Genomic DNA, 13,809 nt, shown 5'->3' on the forward strand with positions numbered 1-13,809 from the left:
ATTGAAACTCCTCACAATACATCCGAAAAATGCATCTTCAACTTTTTAAATACTATAAATCCTATTACAAAGTAAATCAGCGTCAAATTCCAAAACCATAATGTTTCGTTTCCTTTTTCCCAAAACCAAACATGATTGAACATGGCATCTCTGTATCCTTCGACAACATAGTATATAGGATTAATTTTAAAAACCCACCGCCAGTTTTCAGATACCATTTTATAATTCCACATAATTGGAGTAACCCATATTCCAAATTGTAGTACTATCCCAACTATTTGCCCAAAATCTTTAACAAAAACAACTATTGAAGATGTTATATAACTCAAAGCTATGGTTATCGCTACAAGGCACCCCATATAATAAATTAACTGAAGCGAATATACAGTAGGATATACCCCGTAAATCGCAAATATCAGCAGCATAACTGCTACGAAAAAGATGTGAACAAAAAATGCTGATAGTATTTTTACAATAGGTAGAATACTTATTTTAAATAAGACTTTTTTCACTAAGTAACTATATTCAAAGAAGCAATTTGTAGCGCTTGTCATAGCTTCGTAATGAAAAAACCAAGGAATTAGCCCTGACATCAACCATAGAATAAACGGAACCTTTTCCACTTGACCTGAGCGAAACCCAACCTGGAAAACAGCCCAATATACTAAGATGGTAACAATCGGCTGTATAAATGCCCATACTATGCCTAAGTAAGATCCTGCATACTTCATTTTAAAATCATTCGTAGCTAAAGATGTGATCATTTTCCTACTATTATACATTTCTCCCGAAAACCTTCTTACACTAAACATTATTCTACTCACCTATACTTTCTTTTGACCAATATAAACCAGTCAGAGGACCATTTTTTATATAGATTCCAATTTGGAATTTACCTTTTCCAATACTTTCTTCACCTATCTTCGCTAAAAACCCACTACGATCCAAATCAGTTTTACCGCCAAAGTTTGCTGTCACATCCTTACGGATCTGTAGTTGCGTATCAAATACAAATAAACTCTCCCCCCTTTTTAAAACTATATAAGTTTGAGAAGTTTCAGGAGACCCATTTTCTAAAAATCCCCAGCCTTTTACCTTAAAGATGCCATTTTCTTTTTTCACTTCTTCAATATTAACCTGGACCTTATCTTTCGCTTTATCTAATATTAAATCAACTGTATTACTCAAATTTTCTTTAAAATCTATTTTGCTATTATTTTTCACTACAGCAATACCGGACAAAGAAAATTCCTTACGCGATCCATTTTCAATATAAAAGCCTATTTGATATGATCCAGCTACTATATCACTCGTATCAATTAAACCTTTAAATCCAGCATTCTCTATATTGTTTTCTTGGTCATTAAGTGCGCTGGGCAGATCTCCTCGGAAGACTTTTTCTGTATTATATATATATTGATTGTTTTCAGAAGTCAAAACTATAAATACATTTTGTTGATCGGCTCCAATATTATTAATGTACGCCCATCCTTCTATATCTATCAGTTTTTTAAACTTCGTCTTTCTCACATCAGATTTATCAATACCAGCATTTATATTCTTATCCTGTTTAGGCAAAGAAATAATTTGATTAGCGGAAGTTCCATATACATGAGTAATCTCGTAATATATCAGCGAAAATAATCCTAAAAACAATACAATTAATAATATTTTTCCATTTTTCATACTATAATCCTTCTCTTCCTCTCAATTTTACAACATGATAATTTTTTTATATTTTTAAGGAATGTATTAAAGAGCATCCCATTTTTTTTATTTTTGAGCATGTTCTAGTTCTCATAACTATGGGAAAAGGTAATAACGTTGTCGAATCCAGTATACGGTAAAAAAAGCTCGCAGTCGAGAAATGTTGAATGATGTTCAATATCATTTCAGGTGTTAATTCTTGACTTTATTCTATTTTTAAAATGGCCTAGGTTTCAAGTGGGATTATTTAACGTTATACGAATCTGCCACCAAACGTTCAAGCATAGCAACAACTTTGAAGACTTCCCCATAAAACCGGTATTTTTTACAATTAACTACATCTACAAAACATATCTATGTTATCATATTAGACTATGGGTCAACAAATATATGTTAGAGTAAGGTTGTTTTCTCCAGCCAAACCCTAATTTCTAAAAAAGCTATTTTGGCAATAAAATGGACAGGTCAGAAATAATTAGAGTAAAATTACTAATGGGTAAATGAAATATTATAAATACGTTTCAGTTCCTCAAACAACAAACTACCCATTTCATTAATAATAATATTAACATCAAATTACTTAGGGAGAGTTGAGTTAAGAATGAAAGGTATTATCTTAGCAGGTGGTAGCGGTACACGCTTATACCCCTTAACCATGGTTACAAGTAAACAATTGCTTCCAATTTACGACAAGCCAATGATTTACTATCCATTATCTACCTTAATGCTTGCAGGGATAAGAGATATCTTAATTATTTCCACCCCTGAAGATACACCGAGATTTTCAGATCTACTAGGTGATGGTTCGCAATTCGGAATTTCACTAAAATACATTGTTCAGCCGAATCCGGACGGCTTAGCCCAGGCCTTTATTCTAGGAGAGACATTTATTGGAGATGACTCCGTTGCTATGATTCTAGGTGACAATATCTATTATGGAAACGGAATTCGAAAAATGCTAAAACGAGCTTCTGATAAGGGAAAAGGAGCTACCGTTTTCGGCTATCATGTGCAGGACCCAGAGCGATTCGGTGTTGTAGAGTTTAATGAGAACGGTAAAGTTCTAAGTGTAGAGGAAAAACCTGAGAACCCTAAATCTAATTATGCGATAACAGGTCTCTATTTTTACGATAATCGCGTTGTGCAGATCGCAAAAAATGTAAAACCCTCCTCAAGAGGAGAACTAGAGATTACCTCAGTAAATGAAGAATACCTTAAACTAGGAGAGTTGGATGTAGAGCTTTTAGGTCGAGGATTTACATGGCTGGATACTGGAACTCATCAAAGTTTAGTCGATGCTACTAATTTTGTAAGAACAATTGAAGAACACCAAGGTATCAAAATCGCAGCTCCCGAGGAGATCGCATATATCAATGGATGGATCACAAAAGAACATCTCTTGAATTGTGGACATAAGTTAAGTAAAACCGGATATGGCCAATATCTCATTAAAGTCGCAACCGGAAAAATTCAATACTAAACTATAGAGAGTGTGGATGGAATGAAATTTACAGAAACAACATTGCCTGGCGTTCTAATTGTTGAACCAGCAATATTCGGTGATCATCGGGGTTGGTTCATGGAGACATATAGTGAGAAAAAGTTCAAAGAACAAGGGATCTCTTTTGACTTTGTCCAAGATAATCAATCGTATTCTGCCACTAAAGGGACTCTTCGTGGACTTCATTATCAGTTGAACACAAAAGCTCAAACTAAACTAGTTCGGTGTACACGAGGTTCAATATTTGATGTAGCTGTCGATTTACGCAAAGGAAGCCCGACTTACAGCCAATGGTTTGGAATTGAACTAAGTGCTGAAAACAAAAAACAATTACTCATTCCCAAAGGATTTGCTCATGGATTTATGACCTTGGTCGAAGATGTTGAAGTCCAATATAAAGTTGACGAATTATATTCACCTGAGTGTGACGGGGGAATTCTATGGAACGATCCTTCAATAGACATCAAGTGGCCGTTGGATGTTGTTATTCCTGTACTATCAGCTAAAGACGAGAAGGCACCACTTTTAGCAGATGCCGTCTTAAACTTCACTTATTCAGAATAAATGCAAAAAACTAGAAAAACACATACGAGATTACAAACTATTGGCCTGAGACCTTTAGATCCCTATGATCTAAAGGTCTCAGGCCAAATATTTACATTCATTAAAATACTGAGTAAACTTTTACGATATAACGCAATAAATAGAGAAGACTCTGTAAATACATTTATGCTAAAATATTGTCGTACCTACAGGAAAAGGAGATTATAACGTGTCGAAACCAGTATACGGTAAAAACGCCGCTCAGTCGAGAAATGTTGAAAAGACAGCAAGTCCGATATGGGCCTTGGTTGTTGCTTTTATTTTATTTTTATGTTGGGCCCCATTTCAAGTGGGATTATTTAACGGACAGCAGTTAGACTTCGAGAAGCCTATATATGTGTCAGCACTAGTAAGTGGACTTTTGCTGCTAGTCTGCGTTGGCTTATACTTCAAAAAATTCAAACTAGATGAACAGAGGGATTTATTAGCTTCAGCTTCAATATTACTACCTCTTACTTATGCTCTATCATTGTTTGTCGCAGTTTCGCATTATATGGCGATGAATATGTTGTTTGTTCAGAGCATGTATGTAGCAGTCTTCATTATAGCCTTTTATCTCTTGAAGCAAAAGCAAGTAAATGTTGTCATTCAAAATGCCATTCTAGCAATTGCTTATTTCATAGTAGGGTTTGGACTACTAAATTGGTTGGGGAGTAACAAACTAGCGGGAGCTCTAGTGGGTTGGTTCTCAAACACCGTAAGAAATAATATTTACTTAGATGCAGTAATGACGGACTCTAATGGACTTCGTCTGACTTCGATCTTCCAATATGCAAATACCTACGCGGCCTTCTTAATGGCTTTTTTATTTGTAGCTGTATTCGCGCTTATTCGTTCTAAAAAATGGTACGGAACACTAACACATAGCTTTATGTTAGTTCCCATCATTGTTTCGATCTTATTAACTTTATCCCGCGGTGGTCTAGTATTACTTCCTGTTGTATTTATATTACTGCTCTTATTCTTAAAACCTGCACAGCAAATCCTTTGGATTATACATCTTGGTGTGGCCGGTATTGTTTCGTTGGTGATAACGACTCCTGTGACTAACCTAGGATTAGAATTAAATACGAACTTCACTTCTGCTGGCGCCTTGAAAGGCTGGGGATACCTGCTTGGAGCTTCAATCGCTGTAGCTGTAGTATCTTGGGTCATTCAGAGGTTTGTCGCCCCTTGGCTGGAGAAAAAACTCAGTAATTGGTCGTCACGTAAACTAACAGGTCTATGGATCCCACTTGGTTCTGTTGCACTCGTTGGAATTGTAGCTTTCCTACTAATAGGTACAAGCGCAAAAAATATCTTACCTAGCAATATGGCAACTCGTCTTGAGAACATCAATTTCCAGCAACATAGTGTTCTTGAGCGGATTACTTTTTATAAAGATGCCATGAAGGTAGTTAAGGATTATCCGATTCTTGGTGCTGGTGGTGGTGGATGGTCCTCATTATATGAGCACTATCAAAACAACCCTTACACTAGCCGACAGGTGCATAACTTCTTTTTACAATATTTAATAGAAGTTGGGATCCTTGGTTTCATCGTATTTATGGGATTCATTTTGTATATTTTCTATAAATATATCCGAGGGTATGTGAAACGGGATAAAAATGATTTTGAGAATGGCTTCTTCTATCTCATTATTGCTCTATCTATTCTTGTGCACAGTCTACTAGATTTCAATATGAGTTATGCCTTTATGGGAATACTCGTCTTCCTTGGACTGGCAGGCATGGCAGTTGTCATGGATAGTAAACAGCTACGTAAAAGTTGGAATAAAACTGGTTTTCGGCTTGGATATTCCGCTGTTCTTACAGTAGGAACTGTATTCTTGATATTCCTCTCGATTAGCTATATTGGTTCCAGTAACGCAGCCCTAAAGGGTAAAAATCTAATCGGGGTTAGTAATTCTTACGAGGAAATTAAGAAACCATTAACTGAGGCTTTAAAAACACGTCCAGGTCATCCAGAATCAGTCTTATACCTATCCTCGTTAGATCTACAAGTTTTTAAGCAGAATCAGGATGAACAATTTCTAAATGAGGCTTATAGTGTACTGACTCGAGCACTAGAGGACGAACCATACAACAAAAATATTTTAACTCAGTTAGTAACCTATTATGACCTAAAAGGTCAAAATGATCTTGCATACGGTGTTTACCGTGATAATGCTGATAAGTTCAACTGGGATATTAGTTGGTATGATATTCTCATCAGCCGTTCCTTTGCATTAGGTCAGCAAGCCCTTAACCAAAAGGATGAGACAAAAAAACAAGCGTATTTCAATGAAGCTCAAGAAGCCTATGATCATGTTCTCACTGGTATAGAACATTTGAAGACTCTTCCACCAGAACAATTGCAAGGGCGTCCTTTCTCAGTAACACCAGCAATGGCTTTGAACGTCGGAAAAATGCAGCTATTATCTGGGCAAGAAGATGCAGCAAAGACAACTCTGAAGCTTAGTTCAGATGCTAATTACACGGATATTATGAATAGTGAAACTCCATGGAATATTGATTGGTACAGTTCACTCATCAGCCGTTCTTTTGATTTAGGACAAGCGGCTTACGCACAACAAGATAATGAAGATAGATTAGAAAATATGAAAGCTGGCTTTGCCGTTGGGCTTTTGGCCTACAATCATGTACTTGCGGATAATGAACTTTCCAAGACTCTTACTCCAGATGTGAAACTGAAGGTAGGGAAAATTCATTATATGTCTGGACAACTACAAAATGCAGTCTCCATCTTGAAACCAGCCATAAGCCAAGATTTCGCAGATGCAACGAATCGTGAAATTGCGCGTTGGTACCTTGCTGCATTGACGAAAACTGGTGGCGAAGATCAGGCGATATACAATTCACTGATCGCAGCTGATCCTGCGGAAGCAGCACAAATCGAGGCCATCGCAAATTCACAATTCTAAAACAGAAAGAAATCAAAAAAGCGTGCCGCTGTAATTACAGCGGCGCGCTTTTTTCAATGATATGAGTTCTATTTAAAGCCCAGCCTTAGCAACTTCACTATCTACAAGCTCTTTCATATAACGAAGTAAGTCATCTTTAAGCTCTTCATGCTGAAGTGCATAATGAATAGTGGTCTGAATGAAGCCCATCTTCTCACCTACATCATGGCGTTTACCTTCAAAGTCATAAGCAATAATCCGCTCCACTTCACTTAGACGAGAGATGGCATCCGTCAGTTGAATTTCTCCACCTACACCTACCTGCTGCTCACCAAGCATATCAAAGATGCGTGGAGTCAGGATATATCGCCCTAGAATTGCTAAATTAGAAGGAGCATCTTCTCTCTTCGGCTTCTCTACAAGGCGATTGGCCTTATAGACCCGCTCAGCCAACTCAGTTCCATCCACCAATCCATAGCGGGAAACTTCTTCCCAAGGCACAGGTTGGACACCCACAATAGAGGATTTGTACTGTTCATATACTTCCATCATTTGTTTGAGACAGGGTTTCTCCGACTCAACAATATCATCACCCAGCAGTACTGCAAACGGCTCGTTTCCAATAAATTTACGCGCACACCAAATCGCGTGTCCAAGACCTCTTGGCTCTTTTTGGCGAATGTAATGGATATCAGCCATTTCAGAGGATTTGCGAACGGACTCAAGAAGTTCCCACTTCTGCTTCTCTGCTAAATTAAACTCTAGTTCAAAAGAGTTATCAAAGTGGTCTTCAATCGCCCGTTTACCTTTCCCCGTCACGATAATAATATCCTCGATTCCGGAAGCAACGGCTTCTTCGACAATATATTGGATCGTCGGTTTATCTACTATCGGCAGCATTTCTTTAGGCATTGCTTTGGTTGCAGGCAAAAAACGGGTACCAAGACCTGCAGCGGGGATAATGGCTTTACGGATCTTCATCACATTAACTCCTTCTGTCGGTTACTCTTCCATCTAAAATACTCTGTATAGTAAAATGGCATATTTCCTTTAATTATAGCAGTTATAGCAGATTAATGTCAGATAGTTTGTTATATTTGTATATCAATTCCAATCAAACATGAAAGTGGGGAATTATTTTAGATGTTATACAAGATTAAACCCTTTGCTGACTCTCACGATACACTATCTAGTATATGCAAATCATGATAAGGACGAGATTATTTCTATAAAAAAGGGCCAAGCAACACCAGTATCTACTGGTAGTCACCTAGCCCTGTTTCTTTAACCTTTATTACTTCGCGTTAACCAATTGTCCCCGAGTAACCCCAAGCTGGTTGGTAGCCTTCAAGCTCTTCCATACCTGCGTACCAGAGATTTCGCCACGAAGTGCGCGGCTGTATAGGCTAATTACCTCAGCCACTTGCTCTGGTGTCTCTTCCAGGAACTCCACTCGGTACGAGGATACACCTAGATCACGGAAATTGTTCAAATACTCCGCACCGGACTGCTCAACAGCATTATAGACGGTATTGCGGCAGCCTTCATCCACACGAACTGGATGGGACATTCCAATACGGTCTTGCAGGGAAGCACGATGCTCTTCACACGGACGGCCACAGTTCGTATAGTCTGTGCCTTCACTCATGAAGGTACAGTATACACAGTGCTCTGTGTGGAACATCGGCAAATGCTGATGGATTACAATCTCCATACGAGAAGTGTCGCTGTGCTCAAGCAGATCGACCATCTGTTGAATGTTCAAGTCATAGGATGGTGTTACCATGTCACAGCCTGCCTCAAGGAACAGATCCACTGCCTTATGATTGGCGATATTCAGTGAGAAATCGCCAATCAAGCGAGGATGCACAGCATCCGGTTGTTCCTGGCGGCGGCGCAAGTAATAATACAGCGCGCCTGTGTTGCGTACTAACACGGCATCCGGCTGCAAGCGCAGAATATTGGCGTGGTAGCCGTTCTCACCCGGCATATGAATGCGCGGCGTGGCCAGCGCGATGCTGGCCCCTGCAGCCCGTACAGCATCTACCGCTGCCGGGAACTGCTTAATAAACTCGAAGTCGGCGTAGATGTTTCTCACGCCGGCCTCGAGCGCAGCCTGCACCTGCGGCAGGCTGCGGCACAGCGCGGTGAGCTCCGCTTCACCAGCGCGCTGCGGAGCGACGCCCCTGCGGGTAGCGTCGCCATAGACCTCGATCGCCCGTTTCACGTACACGGGCGGTTTCGGGCGCTCGCCCGCAAGCAGCTCCACCGCTTGGCGGCGGATGCTGTTCAGCTCGCGCATAGGGACGATCACGTCGCCTTGCAGATGCGACTCTAGCGCGTCAAGCTGGAACACGGTCCCGCCCAGACGGCCGAATTGTTCTTCCAGCAGCGCGGCATCCATCGGACGCTTTTGCGCCGCTTCCAACGCGAGCTCCGAGTCCACACGGACGGTAACGTTCTTCTGAACATCCGTCCACCATGTGGTCAGCTTCTCTCCTACGCAGCCCTGCACTCGCACATGTACCGGGAATACCCGGTATGGCTTCTCGGTTTCATAAGTCTGACGCAGCGCCTTGTCTAGCGCAGGGTCATTCGTTTTCCAAATGCGGTCACCGACATTTAGACGACGCAGGTCCACATCGTTACGACCGGCTACGATGTCGACGATCCAGCCTTCCCCGGCTTCGCCTTCGAGTTTCACGCCTTTACGACGAAGATCGTATACGCGTCCACCTTCTTCTTTTTTCGTCGGATCCCCTGCATCAAACACGATGCCATCGCCACGCTTCAGCGGTGCATGAATACGGCAGACAACGCCATCACGAAGAATTTGTTCAACCGTTCCAAGATATACACCACGGCTTTTCGGGAAAGTGCCGTCTACGAGCTTCTTATTGTTTGTTCCGTCAAGGAAACCATGTGTGAAACCGCGGGAGAAGCTCTGTTGCAGTTCACGAACTTCTTCCTTCGATGGTTTAGACAGATCGCCATCAAAATACCGATCAATTGCCTTACGGTACTTACTAACTACATTCGCAACGTATTCCGGACTCTTGAGGCGGCCTTCGATTTTGAAAGAAGTTACACCCGCCTCGATCAGCTCAGGCATAAGATCAATTGCTGCCAAATCCTTAGGGGAGAGCAAATAAGTCACATCACCCATTGGTTTAACTTCTCCATCCACCATCAGATCATAAGGCAGACGGCAAGCTTGAGCACATTCTCCACGGTTGGCGGAACGTCCACCCCACATTTCTGAAGTTAGACATTGACCCGAATAAGAGACACATAAGGCTCCGTGCACGAATACTTCCATCGGCAGACGGGCTTGTTCCCCAATCGTCTTAATTTGCTTCAGATTGTTCTCACGACCGAGTACCACGCGTTCCAAACTGAAAGGCTTAGTAAACTCAACCGCTTCCGGTGAAGTGATCGTCATTTGTGTCGAACCATGAATCGGGAAATCCGGTGAGATTTCACGGATCATTTTGACCAAACCTAAATCCTGTACAATCACCGCGTCCACGCCAGCATCTACACAAGCGTCAATCAGTTCTTTCGCATCAGACAATTCATTTTCAAAAACCAGTATATTAAAGGTCAGGAAACCCTTCACACCATAGCTATGCAAAAACGCCATAATTTCCGTCAGCTCGTCCATGCGAAAGTTATTCGCTCTCGCCCGTGCATTAAACTTCTCTACGCCAAAAAAGATAGCATCCGCTCCGTTCGCTACCGCCGCACGCATGCAGTCCCAGTCACCTGCAGGTGCCAATAGCTCCACGTCTTCTCTGCGTATTTGTTGCTCTTTCATTTATATCCTCCCAAACCGCCAGGTGGCGGGTCATTTCTAGTTGATTAACTTGATAATTGTATCAAATATCACATCACAGCGCCATGTGTTTACCAACATTTATATAAAGAAAAGAACGCCCCACGCCATTTTGGCTACAAGGACGTTCTCGTCTAATTGAATTACACTCTACAATTAGTTAGTCATGAACTCCAAACACCTCTAAACTACTCATTCCCCGTAAACCGAAACGATTGCAGTGTTTTATCCAGCAGCGCTTGCTGTTCTGTAGTAGCATTGGCATCATTTAGCATAATAGTAATCGTATAGACCACCTCATTTTTACCGAAAACAACTTGCTTACTGCGGAGAGGCACACCATTCTTGATTTGATTCACAGTAAGGATCGTAGCAGGAACACCTGCAAAGGTAGATTCCACTATACTTTCAATGCGGGGACCTTTAGGATCATTATTTTTATTTTGATAAGAATCCTTGAGTACATTAACCGTATAATCCACGGAGCCCTCAGGTTTTGAACTGATCTGGAAGCGTCCTCCGATGAACCGATACTCCACTGACTGTGTCTCGAATACATCTTGATTAGGCGCCCACAAGCGTGGAATATCGATGGCATAGCCGTATCTTTTGGATACTTTGGTTATCGTTTTATTCTTGAGTGTCTTATAATCATCGCTAGCGAGTCGCCCGAAGTTCTCCTTCATGTGATCAAAATCAATATCAATTGAGGCTATAATGGCTTTAAATTTGGCCTTATCGTCTTCTTGTCCAGCAGATGTCACATATTCAAAATAGTATCGGAACCCATTCTTGAGCACAATTACCTGATATTCTGTCGTCCACCCGTTGCCGAAATTCAACTGTGTCTCACCTATTTGCGCAGGTACACCGGAGATTTCAGACTTCTTGCTATCCTTAAAAATATAAGCATCCGCTACAAAGTTTTCCTGCGTTTTGGTCTTCAATTCTTCAGCCCAGCTCTCTAGTGTGGAACCAGCAGGTGCCGATGTAATCGCCACACTCAAATGACTTCCTTGTTTGCTTTCATAATAAAAATGCTGGTCATCCTTAGTCCAAGCAACAGGAACCTGTAGTGAAATGCCGTAGTCCTCATTGTAGGCTTCGCTCAGGCCGTTTTTTACAGTAGATAGATCACGGATCTTGTTATCCTTGGTGTCAAAAGAGGGTCGAAAGGAGCTCAGCAAACCCGAATACTTAGCTAAGTCTTTATAATTAACGGCTTTTTCATCCGTCAAATAAATCTCATAAAGTCTACCTTCTGCATAGATCAACCTGCTTTCCCAGAGTGCTCCGCTGGAATCTTTACTGACCAATCGCGCATAGGGCACAGAGGCCTTGGGGAACGACTCCCGATCTAATATCAACTCCCCACCTTCCTCGACTTCCCGAACTAGTTGTTCCAGAAGCCCATCTGCATCCAGCGAAACCGCCTGATCAATTGCATGAATCTCCAAATAATAAAGATTGTCAGCACTCGAAAAGGTAGCCACACTCTCATCTCCACCGCTATTTCCAGTAATCAGTCCAGACGGATAATTTAGTGTCCATTGAAAATAGCTGTTCCCAATTCGCGTCTTCCCCACATCACTATCAATCCCCGTATCCACTGGTATATCTCCTTCATTGTCTGCGGGAACTAGGGTAATTATTAGCTTACCGCCGTTCCCTTGGGAGAGAGTTGCACCCAGTACATTCGCCACAAAACGCAGCGGCACCATTAGCACACCTGAAACCATCCGAGGCGCGGAGGTGAGTTTAACTTTAGTCTCATCCTTCCAGGCGCTAGTACTACCCATTGTCATCAACCCTGTATGAGAGCCGTACGTTACTTTCACTACATCATTTCCCACTAAGGAAACCGTACTGCCAAATGTCTTTTTAAAAACCCCAAGCGGAACCATAACCGTTCCATTCTCTATAAAAGGTCGCTCAATAGCCACCTTTTTTCCATTCACCGTAGCTGATGTACTACCAACTTTAAGGCTCAGCTGTAGTTTCTTTGCTTCTGCTGCCCGTGCTGTTTGTAGGGGTAATATAGAAAATAATAATAGTAAGGCCAGTATCACACACAATCCTTGTTTTAACACTTTAAAGCCCATTTACCGTCCCCCTCACGAGTTTCCCTGATTATTCTTCCGTATGCTCGTCCCCATCTGTTCCTGAACCTTCTTCACTTAACAGGGGATCACCCTGAGTGAGCACGACCTTACGGATAATGATATCCCCTTCACTTTGCATAACCAGTCGTACCGTCATACCTGGAGAATAGCTTTTGAACAATTCATTAATATCAACTAGTGAGACCACACGGTGACCGTCAATGCTGTACAAGACATCGTCTTCGGCAACACCCGCCTTAAGTGCTTCAGGAGAAACCACCTTGATTACGGTCAGTGGATCAAACGTTGGCAAGCCCACAATGGAGGACCAACTCGCTTCTAACTCCAGTCCAAGACTCGGGTGTTTTACTTCACCGTACTTAAAAAGCTGGTTCATAATATACTGCACGGTGTCTGCCGGAATAGAGAAGCCCATATTCTCCACACCCACCGCTGAGTATTTCAAGCTGTTTATTCCGAGCACCTCACCCTTCATATTCACTAGCGGACCTCCGCTATTTCCGGGATTAATCGCTGTGTCACTCTGAATCAGACGATAAGCCGCATCTACTTCACGGTTAAGACCACTTATAACCCCTACAGTCGCAGAATTCCTTAGTGAAAAACTGATCGGTGTGCCGATGGCGACTACCTTCTCACCAACTACTGTTTTGCCGGTCGATGGAATAAACTTTGCAGGTATAAGGGAGGTGGCATTGATTTTGATCAGTGCCAGATCACTTACTTCATCGAGATACGTTTCTTTAATGCTGTAGGTTTTGGAATCCGACGTCACTACCACGGCGTTCTGCAGATCCTTGATGACATGTGCATTAGTTACAATCCAGCCGTTCGATTTCACAATAATGCCAGAACCATGCGTCAGATTGTACCGATCATCCGGTCCGCTATTCCCAGCACTATCGTCTTTGCCGATAATGCCAACTACGGAAGGGGTAACATTTTTAATAATCCCTGGTATGAGGTCTTCTGCTGCTGTCGAATTTTTAATTTTGCTTCTCTGGGCTGTCGACGCCGTGCTAACCGTCTTTGCCGCACTACCAAACGCATAAACCGACTCACTCCATACTCCTGACAGCAACACACCGCACAGCAGCAGGCCCAATCCTTTCTTCACCAGCTTCTCCCCAATCCTCAT

Annotated in this window: 9 protein-coding genes; 3 read left to right on the forward strand and 6 right to left on the reverse strand. The window is 41.9% G+C overall.

The genetic code is table 11. The annotated features are described in order from the left end of the window. Positions 1-11: 11 nt before the first annotated feature. On the reverse strand, positions 12-812 hold the full coding sequence (locus R50345_RS27460; protein ID WP_042131271.1) for an ABC transporter permease: 801 nt from the start codon (positions 810-812) through the stop codon (positions 12-14). 4 nt (positions 813-816) lie between these two features. Next, complete coding sequence (locus R50345_RS27465) at positions 817-1,686, reverse strand: hypothetical protein (protein ID WP_042131272.1); 870 nt, start codon at positions 1,684-1,686, stop codon at positions 817-819. Positions 1,687-2,308: 622 nt separating this feature from the next. On the opposite strand from R50345_RS27465, the gene rfbA reads away from it, so the two are divergent. The 3 genes from rfbA (at position 2,309) to R50345_RS27480 (ending at position 6,734) form a co-directional block, all read left to right on the forward strand. Beyond that, on the forward strand, positions 2,309-3,187 hold the full coding sequence (gene rfbA, locus R50345_RS27470; protein ID WP_042131273.1) for a glucose-1-phosphate thymidylyltransferase RfbA: 879 nt from the start codon (positions 2,309-2,311) through the stop codon (positions 3,185-3,187). A 21-nt stretch (positions 3,188-3,208) separates the two neighbouring features. After that, positions 3,209-3,772, forward strand: a complete 564-nt coding sequence (gene rfbC / locus R50345_RS27475; protein WP_042131274.1) for a dTDP-4-dehydrorhamnose 3,5-epimerase — start codon at positions 3,209-3,211, stop codon at positions 3,770-3,772. Between the two features lie 208 nt (positions 3,773-3,980). Further along, a complete protein-coding gene (locus R50345_RS27480) occupies positions 3,981-6,734 on the forward strand; it encodes an O-antigen ligase family protein (RefSeq protein WP_042131275.1) in 2,754 nt (917 codons plus the stop codon). Positions 6,735-6,806: 72 nt separating this feature from the next. Here the strand turns inward: R50345_RS27480 and galU are convergent, their stop codons facing one another. The 4 genes from galU to R50345_RS27500 form a co-directional block, all read right to left on the reverse strand. Beyond that, positions 6,807-7,694, reverse strand: coding sequence for a UTP--glucose-1-phosphate uridylyltransferase GalU (gene galU, locus R50345_RS27485; RefSeq protein WP_042131276.1), 888 nt, complete (start codon positions 7,692-7,694; stop codon positions 6,807-6,809). A gap of 313 nt (positions 7,695-8,007) precedes the next feature. Beyond that, the gene (locus R50345_RS27490; RefSeq protein WP_042131277.1) at positions 8,008-10,530 is read right to left on the reverse strand and encodes a U32 family peptidase; all 2,523 of its coding nucleotides are present in this window, start codon (positions 10,528-10,530) and stop codon (positions 8,008-8,010) included. A gap of 206 nt (positions 10,531-10,736) precedes the next feature. Further along, on the reverse strand, positions 10,737-12,650 hold the full coding sequence (locus R50345_RS27495; protein WP_042131278.1) for a stalk domain-containing protein: 1,914 nt from the start codon (positions 12,648-12,650) through the stop codon (positions 10,737-10,739). A 28-nt stretch (positions 12,651-12,678) separates the two neighbouring features. Beyond that, positions 12,679-13,809, reverse strand: coding sequence for a S1C family serine protease (locus R50345_RS27500; protein WP_052414756.1), 1,131 nt, complete (start codon positions 13,807-13,809; stop codon positions 12,679-12,681).

The organism is Paenibacillus sp. FSL R5-0345 (assembly GCF_000758585.1).
Taxonomy (GTDB): domain Bacteria; phylum Bacillota; class Bacilli; order Paenibacillales; family Paenibacillaceae; genus Paenibacillus_AQ.